This window comes from Anaeromyxobacter sp. K (assembly GCF_000020805.1).
Taxonomy (GTDB): Bacteria; Myxococcota; Myxococcia; order Myxococcales; family Anaeromyxobacteraceae; genus Anaeromyxobacter; species Anaeromyxobacter dehalogenans.
In genome coordinates this window covers 1,494,521-1,513,207 of sequence record NC_011145.1, presented here as the reverse complement: position 1 = coordinate 1,513,207, position 18,687 = coordinate 1,494,521, and the positions used below count along the sequence as shown (strand labels likewise).

10 protein-coding genes are annotated in these 18,687 nt (G+C 72.0%); 5 read left to right on the top strand and 5 right to left on the bottom strand.

Going from position 1 to position 18,687, the window contains the following annotated elements; all coding sequences use genetic code 11:
- Nucleotides 1-101 precede the first annotated feature (101 nt).
- The gene (locus tag ANAEK_RS06660) at nt 102-2,852 is read left to right on the top strand and encodes an SNF2-related protein (protein ID WP_012525383.1); all 2,751 of its coding nucleotides are present in this window, start codon (nt 102-104) and stop codon (nt 2,850-2,852) included.
- A gap of 405 nt (nt 2,853-3,257) precedes the next feature.
- Here the strand turns inward: ANAEK_RS06660 and istB are convergent, their stop codons facing one another.
- Nucleotides 3,258-4,037 (bottom strand): IS21-like element ISAnsp5 family helper ATPase IstB, encoded by a 780-nt coding sequence (istB, locus tag ANAEK_RS06655; RefSeq protein ID WP_012525382.1) that lies wholly within the window; start codon nt 4,035-4,037, stop codon nt 3,258-3,260.
- On the bottom strand, nt 4,034-5,311 hold the full coding sequence (gene istA / locus ANAEK_RS06650) for an IS21-like element ISAnsp5 family transposase (protein ID WP_012525381.1): 1,278 nt from the start codon (nt 5,309-5,311) through the stop codon (nt 4,034-4,036). The genes istB and istA overlap by 4 nt, the downstream gene beginning before the upstream one ends.
- Before the next feature lie 176 nt (nt 5,312-5,487).
- On the opposite strand from istA, the gene ANAEK_RS06645 reads away from it, so the two are divergent.
- The 3 genes from ANAEK_RS06645 (at nt 5,488) to ANAEK_RS06635 (ending at nt 13,843) form a co-directional block, all read left to right on the top strand.
- Nucleotides 5,488-12,666, top strand: coding sequence for an RHS repeat-associated core domain-containing protein (locus ANAEK_RS06645; RefSeq protein ID WP_157376683.1), 7,179 nt, complete (start codon nt 5,488-5,490; stop codon nt 12,664-12,666).
- 77 nt (nt 12,667-12,743) lie between these two features.
- Nucleotides 12,744-13,154: a hypothetical protein gene (locus ANAEK_RS06640; protein ID WP_157376682.1), complete on the top strand. Its 411-nt coding sequence runs from the start codon at nt 12,744-12,746 to the stop codon at nt 13,152-13,154.
- Nucleotides 13,155-13,357: 203 nt separating this feature from the next.
- Entirely contained in the window at nt 13,358-13,843 is a 486-nt protein-coding gene (locus tag ANAEK_RS06635) for a helix-turn-helix domain-containing protein (protein WP_083779831.1), read from the top strand.
- Nucleotides 13,844-13,942: 99 nt separating this feature from the next.
- Here the strand turns inward: ANAEK_RS06635 and ANAEK_RS06630 are convergent, their stop codons facing one another.
- A complete protein-coding gene (locus ANAEK_RS06630; RefSeq protein WP_012525378.1) occupies nt 13,943-14,905 on the bottom strand; it encodes a hypothetical protein in 963 nt (320 codons plus the stop codon).
- A gap of 40 nt (nt 14,906-14,945) precedes the next feature.
- A complete protein-coding gene (locus ANAEK_RS06625; protein WP_012525377.1) occupies nt 14,946-15,875 on the bottom strand; it encodes a diacylglycerol kinase family protein in 930 nt (309 codons plus the stop codon).
- Nucleotides 15,876-16,024: 149 nt separating this feature from the next.
- Between ANAEK_RS06625 and ANAEK_RS06620 the strand changes: the two genes are divergently transcribed.
- On the top strand, nt 16,025-18,250 hold the full coding sequence (locus ANAEK_RS06620) for an FkbM family methyltransferase (RefSeq protein ID WP_012525376.1): 2,226 nt from the start codon (nt 16,025-16,027) through the stop codon (nt 18,248-18,250).
- Here the strand turns inward: ANAEK_RS06620 and ANAEK_RS06615 are convergent.
- Nucleotides 18,193-18,687 carry a 4Fe-4S dicluster domain-containing protein gene (locus ANAEK_RS06615; RefSeq protein WP_012525375.1) on the bottom strand — a complete coding sequence of 165 codons (495 nt, stop codon included), beginning with the start codon at nt 18,685-18,687 and terminating at the stop codon, nt 18,193-18,195. The genes ANAEK_RS06620 and ANAEK_RS06615 overlap by 58 nt on opposite strands.

Genomic DNA, 18,687 nt, shown 5'->3' with positions numbered 1-18,687 from the left:
CCGCTCCGGTATCGCGGGATACCGGGCGGCGCCGCGGGAACCTCCGCGCGCTGCGGCGTGGGCGGGCGCGTGGGCGCCCCGGGGTGGCGGAGGCGGTGCGGATGGGCGGGGTGTCTCAGGTTGCGTCGCGCGCGGGCTCGGCCCGGCCGCAGCTGACGCGGTTCCACCAGCGGGTTGCGGCGGAGGCGCTGACCGCGCGCGGCGGGGGCGGCACGTCCCGGCTCGCGCCGGCGCTGGCCCACTCCGCGGTGGACCTGAACCCCCACCAGATCGAGGCGGCCGCGTTCGCGCTGGCCGCGCTCCCCACCGGCGGCGCCGTGCTGGCCGACGAGGTCGGCCTGGGGAAGACCGTCGAGGCGGGCCTGGTGCTCGCGCAGCTCGCGGCCGAGGGGAAGCCGCGCGCCGTCATCCTGGTGCCGGCCTCGCTGCGCGCGCAGTGGCGGGAGGAGCTGCGCTCCAAGTTCGGCCTCGAGGCGGACGTGGTGGACGGCGACACCTGCCGCGAGCGCGAGCGCCAGGGGCTGAAGACGAACCCGTTCGACACCGGCGGGATCGTGATCTGCTCGCACCCGTTCGCCGCGCTCCGCGTCGCCGAGGTGGAGCGCGTCCACTGGGACGTGGCGGTCATCGACGAGGCGCACCGGCTCCGCAACGCCTACCGCAAGGACCACCGCACCGGCCAGGCGCTGCGCCGGGCGCTGCGGCGCTCACCGAAGCTCCTGCTGACCGCCACCCCGCTCCAGAACGACCTGATGGAGCTGCTCGGGCTGGCCGCGTTCATCGACGACGCGCTGCTCGGCAACGAGGAGACGTTCCGGCTCCAGTACGCGTCCGGCGAGCTCACCGAGGACAAGGCCGCCGACCTGAAGGCGCGGCTGGCGCCGGTGGTGGTGCGCACCCTCCGCCGGCAGGTGAAGGAGTACGTCAAGTACACGGCCCGCCGCTCCATCGTGGAGGACTTCGCCCCCACCGCGCAGGAGCAGGAGCTGTACGACCGCGTCTCCGAGTACCTGCGGCGCGAGGACGCCTACGCCATCCCCATGGCCCGGCGCGCGCTGTTCGTGCTGGTGTACCGGAAGATCCTGGCGTCCTCGTCGTTCGCGCTCGCGGCCACGCTGGACCGCCTCGCCGACACGCTCGACCAGAAGATCGCCGGGGTCGAGTGCACCGCCCAGGCCGACCTCCTGCTGGAGATGGACGGGTTCGCCGAGGAGGTGGAGGAGCTCTTCGACGACGAGGGCGCGCCGCAGAAGCCGAAGGGCCAGCTCGCGCTCCGGCGCATGAACGACGAGCTCACCGAGCTGCGCGCCTGCGCCAGGCTGGCGCGAGAGATCAAGGTGAACGCGAAGGGCGACGCGCTGGTGCGCGGGCTCGACCGCTGCTTCACCGTGGCGAAGGCGTGCGGGTGGCCGGAGAAGGCGGTGGTGTTCACCGAGTTCCGGCGCACGCAGGACTACCTGCGGCGGCTGCTCGAGTCGAAGGGCTACAGCGTCACCTGCCTCTCCGGCGACGTGGGCGGCACCGAGAAGCGCGCCGCGCTGGTGGAGGAGTTCCGCGACCGCACCCAGATCCTGCTGATGACCGAGGCGGGCGCGGAGGGCCTGAACCTCCAGTTCTGCAACCTGGTGGTCAACTACGACCTGCCCTGGAACCCGCAGCGCGTCGAGCAGCGCATCGGCCGCTGCCACCGCTACGGCCAGCAGCGCGACGTGCTGGTGCTGAACTTCCTCAACCGCTCCAACGCCGCCGACGCCCGCCTGTTCGACCTGCTCTCGCAGAAGCTGGCGCTGTTCGACGGCGTGTTCGGCTCGTCCGACGAGATCCTGGGCGCGCTCGGCACCGGCATCGACTTCGAGAAGCGCGTGCTCGACATCTACCAGGCATGCCGCTCCGGCGAGGAGATCGACCGCGCGTTCTCGAAGCTGCGCGGCGAGCTCGACGACCGCATCTCGGCGCGCTTCGCGGCGGCCCGCGCGCTGCTGTTCGAGCGGTTCGACGGCGAGGTGCGCGGCCGGCTCCGGGTGGCGGAGAAGAACGCCAAGGAGGCGGTGGCCCGGCGCGAGGCCGACGAGGAGGCGCTCGTCGCGGCCGCGTTCGAGGAGGAGGCGGCGGCGCCGCCGCCGGAGGAGCCGGCCCGCGGCCGCACCCGCCGCGCGAAGCTGGTCCAGGCGGCGGCGGAGCGGATCCGCGCCCGGCCGCAGGACGCGGTCTCGTTCCTGGAGCTCCCGAACCGCCTGCTGCCCGCCTCGCTGGGCAAGCTGGCCGGGCGCGAGGGCTGGTGGTTCGCCTACAAGTACGCGTTCGACGCGCTCGTCTCGGAGGAGCGCGTGGTGCACCTGGTCCTGTGGTTCGACGGCGAGCGGTTCCACGCGCTGCCCACCGAGGACGCCGACGCATTCGCGGCGCTGCCGGCGGAGGAGACGCAGGCCGGGCCGCGCGGCGCCACGGTGTCGATCGGCGAGGCCCAGGAGCATGCGCTGGAGGCGTTCCACGCGGCGCTGGTCGCCGACCTGCAGGAGCGGATCGGCGCCGCCTACGACGCCTCCCGCGACCGCTGGGACCGGGCGGTGGAGGACGCGCTCACCTCGCCGCGGAAGGCGACCGAGGACGCGCGGGCCGCCTGGGGCCGGGCGCGCGCCGCGCTGGGCGACCGCTCCGACCTGCCGCTGCGGGATCGCCGGGCGCTGCTGGAGCGGGCCGAGCGCGAGTACCGGCGCAAGCTCGACGACCTGCGCGCCGTGGAGGCGCAGCGCTACGCCGAGAAGGACCGCGCCATCGCCGACCTCAAGAAGCGCTCCGAGGTGAAGGAGCGCCGGACCCTGGTGGCGACCGCGTACTGGCGCTGCGTCTAGGCTGCGACCGGCGCCCTGGGCCGCCGGTGATTCTCTGCCCCGAGCCGACGCGCCCCTGGACTTCGCCTGCGTCGCCGTGGGCCTGCAACCCACTCCCGCGCACAGCGCCATGCCGCCTGTTCGCGTGACTGGCGGTGCACTTCCCATTCGTGGAACAGACCTTGACTCCCGGTTCATGCTGCCCGCCACCGGGTCGGAGGCGGAATGCCACGCTCGTCCAGCCGTCGCTCGCAGCTTCTCGCAGCGATCCTCTGCTCCTTGACCATCGCCTGCGGTGGAGACGACGCACCCTCGCCGGCTGGCGACCCACCGGCGGCGCGCATGTTTCACACCCCACCGTCTGTCAAACGACAGGGGAAACTGACCCCCAAACGACAGAACTTCTGACCCCCTCGGCCTCGGGGTTCAGTTCGCCTTCTCGGACCTGCCGAGCAGGCCCGCCTTCCGCTTCTGCTTCAGCCTGTAGCTTTCGCCCTGGATCATCAGCGTGAAGCTGTGGTGCAGGAGCCGGTCGAGGATCGCCGCGGCGAGGACCTCGTCGCCGAAGACCGTGCCCCACTGCGTGACGACCTGGTTCGTCGTGATGATCATCGCGCCCTTCTCGTACCGCCTCGCGATGAGCTGGAAGAACAGGTGCGCGCTGCGCTTCTCGAACGGCAAATACCCGAGCTCGTCGATGACGAGCAGCTTCGGCTTCGCGTAGAACGCGAGCCGCTCCGCGAGCTGGCCCTCGGTCTCCGCCTTCGAGAGCGCGCCCAGCAGCGCCGTGGCGCTGGTGAAGAGCACGGTGTAGCCGGCCTCGACCGCAGCGCGTCCGAGCCCGATGGCCAGGTGAGTTTTGCCGACGCCGGGCGGGCCGAACACGAGCACGTTCTCCGCGTTCGCGACGTATCGGCTGACGGCGAGCTCACGGACGAGCTTCTGGTCGACGCTCGGCTGAAACTTAAAGTCGAAGTCGTCGAGGGTCTTCACCGCGGGGAAGTGCGCGATCTGGATGCCCATCGCGACGCGCTTCCGCTGCTTCGCCCCGACCTCCTCGCGCAGGATCGCGTCGAGGAAGTCGAGGTACGTCGGCTCGCCGCGCGCCGCGGTCGAGAGCAGCGCGTCGAGCTGTTCGCCGATGCGCCCGAGGCGGAGCCGGCCGAGGTTCTCGAGGACGCGAGCCCGCGTGATCTCGGTGCTCACGCGGCACCGCCAATCACGGCCGCGTAGTCGTCGAGCGTCCGTCCGAGCGCGGCGAGCGGCTGCGCGATGGGAACGACGTTCTCTACCGCAGGCCGGCGCCAGAGGCCGTCGAGGTGGGCGGGGTCGATCACCCGCGCGTGCGGCTCGAACGAGCGCGCGTGAACCGCGACGACGTCGCGGCCGTGGAAGACGCGAACCTCGTCGGCGGTGACGAGCGCCTCGACGCGGTCGCGCACGAGGCGGTGCGGAACGCTGTAGCGGACCGTGTCGATGTCGATGAGCGAGTCGTTCGCGACACGCCGCTGCAGGCGACGGCCGTGCGTCGGCAGCGGCCGCGCCGGCAGCGACCTCAGCGCCTCGCGCTCGTCGCGGTCGAAGCGTTTCGCGGGGACCTCGTGCGTCGTCCCGTGCACGCGGCCATCCACGAGTAGCTGCCACGCGGAGAGGTGGTCCTGCAGGTGTGCGAACGAGTCGAACCGCCGACCGGCGATCGCGTTTCGCTTCACGTACTTCACGCCGGACTCGGTCTTGCCCTTGGTTCGGGCGCGGTACGGCTGGCAGGCGCGCGGCTGCACGTCCCAGTCGCGGCAGAACGCGACGTACGCCGGGTGGAAGATCACGGTCTGCGCCTCTCGGTTGCGGCCGGCGACGAGGCAGCGCGTGTTGTCGCCGAGAACCTCGAGCGGCACGCCGCCGAAGTGCTGAAACGCCGACGCGATCCCGTCGAGCCACTCGCCCTGACGCTCGTGCAGGAACGCCTTCACGAAGATCCGCCGCGAGTAGCTCAGCACTGCGGCCATGAAGTGCACCGTCACGCGCTCGCCGGCGATCCACACCTGACGCTCGCCGAAATCGATCTGCATCTGGCGGCCGGGCGCGGTCTCGAACCGGACGGTCGCGACGTCGGCTGCCCGCTGTTCGCGTCGGCGGTCCGCCACGGCGCGCTGCACGGTCCTCACGCTCGCCTCGATGCCGCGCTCGCCGAGCATCTGCGCTACGACCACGGCGTTGCCCTCAGCCTCGCCGTCGAACAGCGCGACCGCTTCCGCTCGCCGGACCTCGTCGAGCCGCTGCTGCGAAGGGTGCCGCTGGAGCTCAGCCACCGCGCCGCGCAGGTACCGACGCACCGTGTTGCGGGCCACGCCGAGCTCGCGCGCGATCCGCTTCGCGCCCCAGCCCTTCGCCGCGAGGTCCCGCATCTGCCTGACCGCCTCCGCCTCGACCATCGGCACCTCCGTCGTCGGGGGTGCCATGAACGCCATCTCGCTGCCCATCTCCGCCTCCTTGGTGAGGGCAGAGGGGGTCAGAAGTTGTGTCGCAAGGGGGTCAGTTATCCTGTCGCTCTACACCGTCGGCGTATGCTCCGGCAGCGCTCGCGTGCGGCGCTCCGGTCGGCGCCGCCCCGGGCGCGGAGACGCGCCACTCCGGATACCGGGTATGCGGCCCATTCGTGGCATCCCGCGGCACGAACACCTTCGCCTGCGCATTGCCCGATGGTGCTATAGGACCGTTCCGGCTCCTGGTCCGAAACGGCGATGAGACCGGCAGCGCGCGCGCGTCGAGCGCACTGGTCCGCGTGAACGGCACGGACGTGCTCGCACCGCGAACCTTCGACCAGCAGGTCCAAGCCGCGACCGCGCGCCTCACGCTGTCCGCCTCGAATGCGGTCGAGGCCCAGGTGAACAGCGCCGGAGGAATGCTCGGAATCGAGATCGTGGACGAAGGCCGGGCGTGCACGATCCTGAGCGCGATCGACGTGGCGCAGACCAGGTGGGCAGGGACGGCGGCCTCCGCAAACGCGCAATCCCTCCCCGAGCTCCAACTCTTCAATGGGGGGCTCGATGCACGCTCCCCCACGACGAAGGCGCTCGTTGAACTCGACGGCGCACCGGTGATTTCCCGCGAGGACGTCCGGGAGAAGATCTCGGCAGTCCTCTGGTCGGTGAGACTGGCCGCGCCGAGCACACTCTCGGCCGTCGCCGGCGCGAAGGGCTCGTTCGCAATCCAGATCGTGGACCGGGACGAGCGTGCCCCGATGATCACGATCGACTCGGCTGCGGATGGCGCGTTCACAAACCAGGCAGGGTTCCGAATCGCGGGCGCGATCGACGATCCCTCTGCCACGGTCTCGATCGACGGGGTGCCGGCGCGGCTGGACGGCGGACGCTACGAGGGCACGGCTGCCCTCGGTGCCTGCTGGAACACGATCGCCGTGACGGCCGCGGACGTCTGTGGGAACGCTCGCACGTCGAGCATTCGGGTCGGGCTCGACACGAGCAAGCCTGTCCTCGCGATCGTCAGCCCGGCGAACGGAACGGTGTCCGGGCTCGCGGCGCACCCGCTGACACTGCGCTACTCGGATGATTTCTCCGGTATTGCCCTATCCACGCTGGTCGCATCAGTGGACGGTACCGACGTCACGGGAAGCCTCATCGTCGGTCCTGACATCGCCACCGGGCTGCTCACGCTCACCGAGGGCGAACATATCGTGCGGGCGCGCCTCACCGACCGAGCCGGCAACGCAGCGCAGCAGGAGTCTCACCTCGTCGTCGACTTGAGCCCGCCCACGTTGGAGGTCGTGACGCCGCCCGACGGCTCGAGCGTCGCGAAATCCTCGGTCGCGGTGACCGTCACGTATGCCGATGCGCTCTCGGGAGTGGTGCCAACCACGCTCGCGATCAGGCTGGATGGCGAGGACGTGACCTCCCGCTTCGCCGCGGGTCCGGTCTCCGCGGCTGGCGCGTTCAGTCTCGAGCGAGGAGAGCATCACCTAGCCGTGAGCATCTCCGACGCTGTTGGCAATGTTGCATCTGCTCGATCGACCTTCGGCGTCACCGGCGCGGGGAATGGACTCCCGCCGGATCCCGCTCAGGTGGCGCCCCCCAACGACGAGACAGTCGCCACGGACATCGCGGCGAGCACCCGGTTCCTCTACACCGGAGACGACGCGATCCAGACCGGGGTGTCGCCCGGCACCATCGAGCCGGATCGAGTGGGCATCGTCCGCGGACGCGTGATCGCGCGGGGCGGCACGGGAATCGGCGGCGCACGCGTCGCGATCACCGGTCATCCCGAATTTGGGAGCACGCTCACGCGCGCCGACGGACGTTTCGACCTTGCCGTCAACGGCGGCGGGGATCTGACCGTGAGCTACCAGAAGGACGGATTTCTCCCTGCACACCGGCAGGTCTCCGTGCCCTGGCGCGACTACGTATGGGCTGAACCAGTGGCGCTCGTGCCGTTCGACGTCGCGGTATCGAGTATCCAGAGCGGCGCGGCCGCTCTGCAGGTCGCTCGCGGAAGCGCCGTAACCGACGGAGACGGTACCCGGCGGACGACCATCTTGTTCCCCGCCGGGACTCAGGCCGCCGCGCTCCTCGCGGACGGCAGCCTCCTCCAACTTTCCACGTTCCACGTTCGCGCGACGGAATACACGGTCGGTAGTGCGGGCCGGGCGGCCATGCCGGCTCCGTTGCCGCCGTCGGTCGCGTACACCTATGCCGTCGAGCTCTCCGTGGACGAAGCCGTGATGGCAGGCGCCCGTGGCGTGGTCTTCAGCCGGCCCGTGCCGGTCTACCTCGAAAACTTTCTTGGTGTGCCAGTCGGCAGGAACGTACCCGCCGGCTATTACGACCGCGAACGCGCAGCATGGATGCCGTCTGACGACGGCCGAGTACTTCGAGTCCTCTCCACGGATGGCGGAGTGGCCTCCATCGACGCGAACGGCGACGGTGCCGAGGACTCTCCGTCCGAGTTGGCCGCGCTCGCAATCTCGGCCGACGAACTGAGCGCGCTCGCGGCGACGTACCGCGCCGGCGAAACGTTGTGGCGCGTCCTGGTTCCCCACTTCTCGGCCTGGGACTTCAACTACGGCTGGGGATGCGAGCCGGATTCCGACGGAATGGCTTGCGAGCCGCCGGACAGCGAGCCGCTCATCGGGTCGGGACCAGATCCCGATCCGGACCTGACCTGCGGCTCCATCATCGAATGCCAGACCCAGGCGCTCGGCGAGCGCGAGCCGGTGACGGGGACGCCCTATCACCTCTCGTATCGCAGCATGCGGCAGCTGGGCCGCAAGGCCGAGCGGCAGATCACCATCCCGATCCCGAAGCGCCTGTCCAGCAGGGCCCTTGGCCTCGTGTACGAGGTGCACGTCGCCGGCCAGCGCCTCACCCAGCGTGTTCCCGCGAGTCAGCCCGGAGCCGTCACGTACGTCTGGGACGGTCGAGACGGGTACGGGCGACCCTACCAGGGCAGCGCGCCTGTCTTGGTTCGCGTGGGCTTCGTGTATCGCCCGATCTACGCGTCGGTCGCTCTGGCCTCTGGCGGCCGCACCTTCGCGAGCGGGACGCATGGATCCACCTTTGGGGTCCTCGCACGCTACGACCAGTGCGGCGATCAGTGCTTCCCGCCGGACGGCACTCCGCTACTCGCAGGCGAGCTGGTCGCCTGGCGGGTGTGGACAGGTACGCTGAGCGCGTGGTCCTCCGCTGCCGATGGGCTCGGCGGGTGGACACTCAGCCCGCACCACGTCTACGACCCGGTCGCCAAGGTCGTCTGGCGGGGCGACGGAACGGTCCAGGCCGCGACCATCCTCGACTCGCAGGTGATCACCACGCACGCGAAGACAGGCTGGCCCGTGGGCATGGCGATCGCGCCGGACGGCAACATCTACACAGCGGAAGACTGGGTCGTGAAGCGGACGGATCGGGCCGGCAGGGTCGACGTCATCGCCGGCGGCGGCCCGTGCACCGCGCCCCAGTCCGGGATCCCCGCGAGCCGCGCGTGCCTGCGGAGCGTCTACGACCTCGCTCTCGGTCCGGACGGCAGCATCTACCTGGCCGGAACCAACAGCGCAAACGCGAGCCCGGTGCGACGGATCCGGCCCGACGGGATCATCGAAGATGTCGCGGGCATGCACGGAACGCCGAGTGGCCCGTTCGTGGAAGAGATCCCTGCGCTCTCCGCGCGCATCGGCTTCGCCTCGGGCGTCGCGGCCACGCCCGACGGAAGCGTCTTCATCCTCGCGGACGACCGGATCCGGAAGGTCACGCCCGACGGCATCATCCACGCCTTCGCCGGGACCGGGGCATACTGCTGCAGGTACGGGGCATGCGGGACCTGCTGCTACGGCGGCGACGACGGGCCAGCCGTATCCGCCCAGATCTGCGGCGGCGGCAGCTACGGAAAGGTCGCGGTCGGGCCGGACGGCAGCGTGTATCTCACCGCTGCGGCACACGACGCGATCCGCCGCGTGCGACCCGACGGGATCATCGAGCGCTTCGCAGGCCTGAGCAGCGGGTTCGGCGGCGACGGCGGCCCGGCCCGCTTCGCAAAGCTCCGCGGCCCCAACGGCGTGTCGGTCGGGCCGGACGGCTCGGTCTACATCGCGGACACCTACAACGCCCGGATCCGGCGCGTCGATCCCTCGGGGATCATCGAGTCCATCGCAGGATCCGGCTTCGCACAGCCGCAGTTCTGGGGCGATGGTGGGCCGGCGCTCGCTGCAAGGCTCAACGGTACGTGGCAGGCCGTCGTGGCTCCAGACGGTGATCTCTTCATCGCGGACTCGTTCAACGCTCGCATTCGAAGAGTCGGCGCGGCGCGTCCCGGCTTCACCATCGGCGAGATCGCCATCGCATCCGCGGATGGCCGCGAGATCTACGTCTTCAGCGGCTCGGGCCGCCATCTCCGAACGATCGACGCACGCACCCTGGTCGTCGTCCATTCGTTCGCGTACGACGACGCTGGACGCCTGTCGACGGTCACCGATCGAGATGGCCAGGTGACGCGGATCGAGCGCGGCGGCGGAGTCCCGACCGCGATCGTTGCGCCGCACGGTCAGCGAACCGCCCTCACAGTCGATGCGAACGGGTACCTCGCGTCCATCGTCAACCCGAAGGGCGAGTCGCGCCACTATGTGTACGACGCGAATGGGCTGATGCAGACGTACATGGATCCGCGGGGCCTCGCGCACGCGTTCGAGCACGATGCGCTCGGCCGGCTCGTGCTCGACACCAACCCGGCTGGCGGCTCGAAGACACTGTCGCGCACCGACAGGCCCGGGGGCTACGCTGTTTCCGTGACCACGGCCCTCGGACGCACCACCGTCCACGATGTCCAGGGCGTGTCTGCGGGCCAGGAGGTGCGAACGCTGACGCGCCCGGACGGCACCGGGACCACAACCACCGCGAGCGCCCGCGGCGAGCGGACGACGAGCGCATCCGACGGGACGTCCACGGCGGAGACGCTGGGACCAGATCCGCAGTTCGGGATGCAGAGTCCGCTCGCCGCCACGAACGCGGTGATCCTGCCCTCCGGGCTCACCCGGCAGCACTCGCGGACAGCCTCGGTCGTGCTCCAGGATCCGGCCGATCCATTCAGCGTCACGTCCCGTTCCGATCGGGTTACCGTGAACGGTCGGACCACGACGAGTACGTATGACGTGGTCACACGCACGATCGTCACGACGTCGGCGGCGGGTCGCAAGAGGACGACGGTGCTCGATGCGCTCGGCCGCCCGGCGACGCTCCAGCTCCCCGGCATCGAGAGGCTCGCCTTCCAGCATGATTCCAGCGGTCGCCTCCAGGCGGTCGTCCAGGGCACCCGTATCGCCACCCTCGAGTACGATTCGGCCGGCCGGCCGTGGCGCGTCACCGATCCGATCGGCCGAACCACCGAGCTTCGCTACGACGCGGGCGATCAGGTGGTGTCGCAGGTCCTCCCGGACGGACGTACTGTCGGACTGGACCACGATGCCAGTGGCAACCTCACGTCGGTCACGCCACCTGGGCGCCCGCCTCACGGCTTCGACCACGGGCCCGCTGACTTACTCTCGGCCTACACGCCGCCGTTCGCGCCGGCGACGGATCTGCTCGCCACCGGGTACGCGTACGATCTCGACGGCGACCTCGCGCAGGTCCTGCTGCCGGACCGAAATGCGATCGTGTTCGGGCGCGATCCGGCAGGGCGTCTTTCGTCGCTGACGACCCAGTACGGAACGTCCTCGGTCGGCTACGACACGTCCGGGCGCCTCGCCTCGATCGTCACGCACGATGGGCCGTCGTTGAGCTGGACTTACGACGGGCATCTTCCGAGCAGCGAGACGACCACCGGCGAGTCCGTCACTGGGATCGTCGGGTGGAGCTACGACAACGACTTCCGCATCGCGACGAGCGCCGTGAACGGCGTCCCGGTGTCGTACCAGTACGACGCCGATGGCCTGCTCACCTACGCGGGTGCACTGCGCATCGCGCGCGATCCCTCGACCGGGATGATCAGCGGCACCACGCTCGGTTCCGTGTCCACCAGCGCAGGTTACGATGCATACGGCGACCTCGAGCGCTTCGCGGCGAGCGCTGGCGGAATCAGCGCGTACGCATACGCGGTCAGCCGAGATGCTTCGGGACGGATCACCGGCAAGTCCGAGACGATCCAGGGCACCACAGCCACCTGGGTTTACGGCTACGACGACGCTGGCCGACTCACCACCGTCAGGCGAGACGGGCGGCAGGTGGCGAGCTACGGGTATGACGACAACGGGAACCGACTCCTGCGGACCATCGAACGTGGAACGGAGAGCGGAAGCTACGACGACCAAGATCGCCTCGCCACCTACGGCGGATACACGTTCAGCTACGGAGCGAACGGCGAACTCGCGTCGCGATCCGCGGGCGGTCGGACGACCTGGTACGATTACGATCCGCTCGGCAACCTGAGGGCGGTGAGGCTGCCGGACGGTGCCCTGCTCGAGTACGTCGTGGACGGGCTCAACCGACGCGTGGGCAAGAAGGTGAATGGCGCGCAACTGGAGGGCTTCCTGTACGAGGGGCAGCTCCGTCCGGTCGCTTGGCTCGACGGCAGCGGCCAGGTGTATGCGCGGTTCGTGTACGGGCTCCACGTGAACGTGCCGGAGTACATGGTGACGGCGGCCGGGACGTTCCGTTTCCTCACCGACCACCTCGGCTCGCCACGCCTCGTTGTGAACGCGAGCACCGGCGCGGTGGTGCAGCGCATCGACTACGACGAGTGGGGGCAGGTGCTGGCCGACTCGAACCCGGGATTCCAGCCGTTCGGATTCGCGGGCGGGCTGTATGACCGGGACACGGGGCTGGTGCGGTTCGGGGCCAGGGACTATGACCCGACCGTTGGCAGGTGGACGGCGAAGGACAGGAGCCGGTTCCGCGGCGGTCTCAACTTCTACGAGTACGCCGCGAGCGACCCCGTCAACTTCGTCGACCCGACCGGAAACTACTTCGCTCCTCCGCCTGCAGCGGGCGTGGGCATCGGAGCGATGAGCCTGAACTGGGTTACCGGCGCCGGCATCGCATTCGCTGGTGGATGGCTAGCCGGAACCTGGCTGAACCAGTACATCACGGACCACGTCCAGGTCGCGCTTGACTACTATCTGGGTCCGGCGGATGGCCAGTTCTGGGCGGTCAAGCCCGACCTCAAGCAGGTGAACGATATCGCGCGCGTGTACCACCTGGAGGATGACGAGCGCCAAGAGTTCGGGAGGTTCCTGGAAGACGAGAAGGCTTGCGGGCGGGGCGGGACCACGAACGACCGGGGGGATTTCACCTGGAAGGAACTGAATGACAAGATTAGAGACTTCCTGGGCATAGAATGACGACGCGTGACACTGTACTAGATCCGCAGGGCCTTGTTCGGCTTGAGAGCCGGTTGAGGGTCCTGTCAGGGCATCCTTTGTCCATCGCCTACCTATCCTACGGAGGGGAGTTGCGCGTCGGGTTCGGGGCACTTTCGGAGAGCCGGCGCGGGTACATCAACGGTGAGTGGACGCTGGGAACACGCGGGTCACCATGGCTTCTCGAGCGCGAGGGTAGATTCACAGCTTCAGAGCGCGACGCTGAGGGGACATGGGCCGCCTCACTGGAGGTGTTGAAGGGTCGGCTCGTCGAGCGCGTGAGGCTTGACGTCCCCGGCCCTGACCTCTCCCTGGAATTGGAGGGCGGCTACCGGTACTCGATTCTTCCCAGCAAGCAGCCGGAGTGGCAGGCCTGGGAGTTGTTGTGCCCGGATGGCTCGACGGTCGTCGCGTGGTGCAACGGCAGGTGGGTAGAGCGTCAGCGCGGTGAGGCCGACGAGGAAGGCTAGCGGATCCTGGCCTGACCGCGCCGGGCGAAGCCCGCGCGCTCGAGATGGCGGTGCTGTCGCCGTCCCGTGGCCGGGCTACTGAACGACTCCGACCAGGGCACGCACGGCACCAGCGAAGGCCACCAGCGCATGCTCGTCGACCGAGGCCCTGCGGTACACTGGTCCAGGCGTCGCTGGAACTTGCCGGCGCCGCGGGCAATTCGATGAAGCACGGTCGCGTGGAGGTCGATGACTTGCTGCGGGCGCGGAGGACGACGCTCGGGCTCACCGACGCCGAGGTGGCCGGCCGCGCCGGCCTCAGCCGGAACGAGCTCCGCGATCTGGAGCAGCACGAGGACGAAGCCGTCCACGTCGTGCAGCTCCGGAACCTGCGGCTGCTCTGCGCGGTGCTTGGGGTGGACGCGCTCGACCTGCTCGGCATCCCGTGCGCGTCCTGCGCGAGAGCGGACGCCGGTCGGTTGGGAGGCGGCCGCCATGACGTCGTCCGGGAGCGCAGGATCGCGCTCGGGCTCTCGCAGGCAGCTCTCGCCGACCGGATCGGCTTCGAGGCCGGCGTCGTGGCCGACATCGAGCGAGACCCGGACTACCTGGAAGGATGGTCGGCCGGGTTGGTCCTGTCGCTCGCCGAGGTGCTCGGCGTCCCGCCGCAGGTCCTTCTGGACGTCAGGTGCCGGAAGTGCGGACGGTGAGGACGATGCGTCCCGGGCGGCGATCGTCCTCACGCCGTCCGGGGTGCATGGCGACGCGCTCTCCCTGAAGGGCTTCGCGCTCCGGCGGCCCGCCGGGCATCACCGCCCGCCGGCGCCGGTACCGGCCGCCGCCGCCGTCGCCGGCGCCACCAGCTCGAAGCGGATGGGCACCGCCACGCGGCCACCGCCGGGCGGGGCGAGCGTGGCGAGCGCGCGCTGCACGCAGGTGGACAGCTCCGGCGTGCCGGTGGAGTCGGCGGCCACGCCGATCCGGCCGCCGCCCAGCTCGACCACCAGCACCCCGTCCACCGCCGGATCCCGGCGCAGCGCTTCCGCGTAGCAGGCCTGCAGGTCGCCGGCGCGGGTCAGCACCGCGCGCTTCGCCTCCGACGGGCCGGCGATGGGCTCGCCCACGTCCACCCTGGGCGTGGCGCCCTGCGCCGCGGTCGCGACCGGGCGGTCCGCGCCGGCCCCGCCGCGAGCCAGCGCCGCGCCGCCGTCGGTCCAGGCCCACTCCACCGGCTCGACCGGCAGCGTGAAGGTCTTGCCGCGGGGATCGGCGCCGCAGGTGGCGTCGTCGGGGAGGTCGAACGTCAGCTCCAGCGCGAGCCGGCCGGCGCGCTGCGCGTCGAGGACGCGCCGCGCGGCGCCCGCGTCGGCGTCCACCGGCAGCCCGCGCTCCTCGCTCGGCCACAGCCGCGACCCGCCCTCCGCGACCGGCAGCACGCCGGGCTCGGCCAGCGCCAGCCGCCGCTCGCTCGCGTCGTACGGCGCGAACGCCAGGCGGGCCGCGGGGAGCGTGATGGCGTAGCGCGCCACGATGGCGGCGTCGCGGTCCGCGTCGTGGCGGGCCTCGGCCTCGCCCCGCTCCACCGCGTCGCCGCGTGGACGGAGCCGCTCCGGCGGCGTGAGCGCGCGGCACAGCGCGGCCAGGTCCTCCGCCGAGCGGATGGCGCGCGGCGCGGGCCCGGGCGCCCCGGCGTGCCGGACGGCGGGGATTGGGGCCTTCCCGCCTGCGGGGGTTGCGGCGGTGAGCACGGCGACGACGAGGGCGAGCATCATGATGCTGGAGGGTAAGGACCGTGCAGCACCGGCGGCGAGGTCAACGCCCCACGCGGATCCGGAGCGCACCCGGGAGGATCGTGAACCGCGCCGGGAGGCGCCCCGGCGACTCGCCGTCGGAGTCGATGCGCACCCGCGCCCCCTCCAGCGGCTCGGCCTCCAGCGTGCGCGCGCGCAGCACCCGGGTGTTCTCGAGGCGCACGTGGGTGCCGTCGTAGAGCATGGGGCGCTTGGCGATGAAGTCGCCCATGCCGAACGCCTTCCACAGCACGACGTCGAACAGGCCGTCGTCCATGCGGGCGTCCGGCGCCACCTTCATGCCGCCCCCGAAGTAGCGCCCGTTGCAGACCGAGACGGCGGTGATCCGCTCCTCGTTCCACGCCCCGCCGTCCACGCGCCACCGCACCGGCTGGTCCGACCAGCTCATGAGCGCGCGCGCGGAGGCGAGCATGTAGGACAGCTTCCCGCTGGGGAGCTTCAGCCCGCGGTTCACGAGCGCGCTCACCTCGCCCGACACGCCGAAGCCGGCCACGTTGGCGAAGTGACGCGTGACCGGCGCGCCGTCGGGGCCGGCCAGCTCCAGCCTCCCCAGATCGAGCACCGCCACGTCGCGCGAGGCGAGCGTACGCGCCGCCGAGTCCACGTCGGGGTCGATGCCGAGCGTGCGGCACAGGTCGCCCCCGGTGCCGCGGGGGATGAACCCGAAGTGCGCCTCGGGATCGCGCGGGCCGGTCTCGCCGGTGAGCCCGTCGATGACCTCGCTGGCGGTGCCGTCGCCGCCGACCGCCACCACCAGCTTGCCGCCCGAGGCGAGCGCCTCGCGCGCCAGGCGCACGCCGTCGCCGCGGGCGCGGGTGAAGGCGCACTCGAAGTCGCCGATGGAGGCGCGCACCGCGCGGGCGATCCGGTCGAAGTGGCGGCCGGTGCGGCCGGAGGCGCTGGCGGGATTGACGATCAGGAAGGGCTTCACCGGACCGGATCATATCCCGGGACGGGCCCCCGCGGCGTCCTGCCGCGTCACGAACCTGTCGCGCGGCACGCCTTCCGCGGCGCCCCTCCTGGCACGGGCCAGGCAAGGGCCTCCGGCCGCGCCACGCACACGGCGCGACCGGAGGCCGGATGAGGATCGGCGTCGTCTTCAGCACCCTCCCCCGCGAGGACACGACGGGGGTGCACGTGCTCCGCGCGCTGCACGAGATCGGCTGCGATGCGTTCCACCACGAGCCGCTGCGGCGGACGCCGGGCGGCGGCATCGAGCTCGTCGGCTACGAGGCCCTGCCGCCCGCCGACCTCTACCTGCAGGTGGACGACGATCTCGCCTACCCCGGCCCGGTGGGCCTGGGGGCCCCGTCGGCCTACTACTGCATCGACACGCACCGGCTCGGCGCGCCGCTCGCGGGCGGGACGCTGCTGCGCCCGGAGAAGGCGCGGGACTTCGACCACGTCTTCAGCGCGCAGCGCGACGGGGTGGACCTGCTGGCGCGCCACGGGATCGCCGCGCGCTGGCTGCCGCTCGCGTACGACCCGGCGCGCCTCGCGCCCGACCCGGCCCAGCCGAAGCAGATCGACTGGTGCTTCCTCGGGACGCCGCTCGGCGACCGGCCGCGCATCTGCCGCGAGCTGGCGCGGCGGTTCCCGAGCTGCGTGTTCGGCCAGGCCTACGGCGAGGCCGCGCTGCGCGTGTACCAGCAGAGCCGGATCATCCTGAACCTGCCGGTGGGCAACGACGTGAACATGCGCTTCTTCGAGGCGCTCGGCGCGGGCGGGCTGCTGGTCGGCGGCGCGGTGCACAACGGCGAGGACGAGCTGGTGGACGGGCTGGTCCAGTTCGACGATCCCGCCGAGCTGCCCGCGCTCGTGGAGCGCTGGCTCGCCGACGCCGAGGGGCGCGCCGCGCTCGCCGCCGAGCAGCAGCGCGCGGTCGCGGGGCGCCACACCTACGCGCAGCGCATGCGCCAGCTGCTCGCCGGGATCGAGGCGGGCCCGCTCGCGCGCCCTCGCCCGGCCCCGGCCCTGGCCTCTCCAGGGGAGGACGCGGCGGCGCTGGTGTCGGACGCCGCCGCCCGGCTCGAGGCGGGGTCGCCCGCCGACGCGCTGCGGCTCGCGGATCGTGCCGCGCAGCTCGACGGCGCGCGCCCGCAGGCGCACCGCGCCCGCGCGCTCGCGCTCGCCGGGCTGGGCCGCCCGGCCGACGCCGCCGCCGCGCTGCTCCGCGAGCTGGAGCTCTCGCCGGCGTCCGGCGAGGCGTTCCGCACGTTCGTCGGCATGCTCGACCGCGCGGCGGCCGGCGCCGGGATGCCGGGCGCGGCGTTCACCCGCGCGTTCCTGCGGGTGCTCGACCTCGCCTCCGAGGCACCGGCCGGCGACGCCGGGCCCACGCTCGAGGCGGCCGCGCACGCGGCGGCGGCGGTGCTGGGGCGCCACGCGGAGTTCGAGCGGGCCTGGGCCGCGCTCGCCGACGCCGACTCGCGCCGCTGGATGCTGGAGCTGTGCGCGCACCGCGCGCTCGGGCCGGGGCGCGTCCCGGTGCGCTTCGACGCGGACCGCGCGCGCGCGCTCGAGGAGGACGTGGAGGCGCGGATGCTCCGCGAGCGGGGCGCCGTGCCGGCCTCGGCCACGCGCGGCGGGTCGCAGGCGTTCCAGGGCTGGCGGCTGGACCGCTACGATCTCCGGCCGGCGGGCCTCCCGCTCGAGCTGCTCTCCACCGCCGAGTACGTGGTCGCGACGTTCTTCCTGCGCCAGTACCAGCTCGACCGCGCCGGCGTCCGGGTGGCGCCGGCAGCGGGCGACGTGGTCGTGGACGGCGGCGGCTGCTTCGGCGAGACCGCGCTCCACTTCGCGCACCAGGTCGGCCCGGCGGGGCGCGTGCTCAGCTTCGAGTTCCTGCCCGCGCACCTCGAGGTGTTCCGCGCGAACCTGGCGCTCAACCCGGCGCTGGCCGGGCGCGTGGAGATCGTGCCGGAGGCGCTCTGGGACCGCAGCGGCGAGGAGATCCCGTTCACCGAGCACGGCCCGGCCACGCACCTCGGCGCGGCGCCGGGCGCCGGGGCGGCCGCGGCGCGCACGCGCAGCGTGGACGACCTGGTCGAGGCGCGCGGGCTCCCGCGGGTGGACTTCCTGAAGCTGGACGTCGAGGGCGCGGAGCTCGCCGCCCTGCGCGGCGCCGAGCGGACCATCCGCCGGCACCGCCCCCGGCTCGCCATCGCCGCGTACCACCGGCCGGAGGACCTCGGCGCCCTGCCCGCCTGGATCGACGCCCTCGGCCTCGGGTACCGGATCTACCTCGATCACTTCACGCCGGGCGCCTGGGAGACGATCGCGTTCGCGGCGCCCGCCGCGGCCTGACCGGACCGCGCGCCCCGCAGCGTCGCGCCCGCCTCGGCCCGCGCGTGCAGCGCCCGGACCACGCGCGAGATGGGTACGCCCACCGGGCAGCGCGCCTCGCAGTCGCCGCAGCCGTCGCAGGCGCCGAGCGCGCCCGCGGCGAGGGCCAGGTCCGGCCCGGCCCGGCCGTACAGCCGGAAGGCCGCGTGCAGCCCGAGCGCGCGCACCGCCGGCGCGGCCCGCGCGAGGTCGCAGCCGGGCTCGCACAGGCCGCACGAGATGCACGCGGACGCGGCCTGGTCCACCTCGCGATCCCCGACGAGCGTCGGGAGCAGCCCCTCGGACACGTACGCCGCCCGGAACCGCTCCAGCCCGGGCCCGCGGGCGCGCAGCCGCTTCAGCGGGTGCGCGACCAGGGCGCGGTAGGCGAGGTAGGCGAGCGCGCGCGGCGAGGCCAC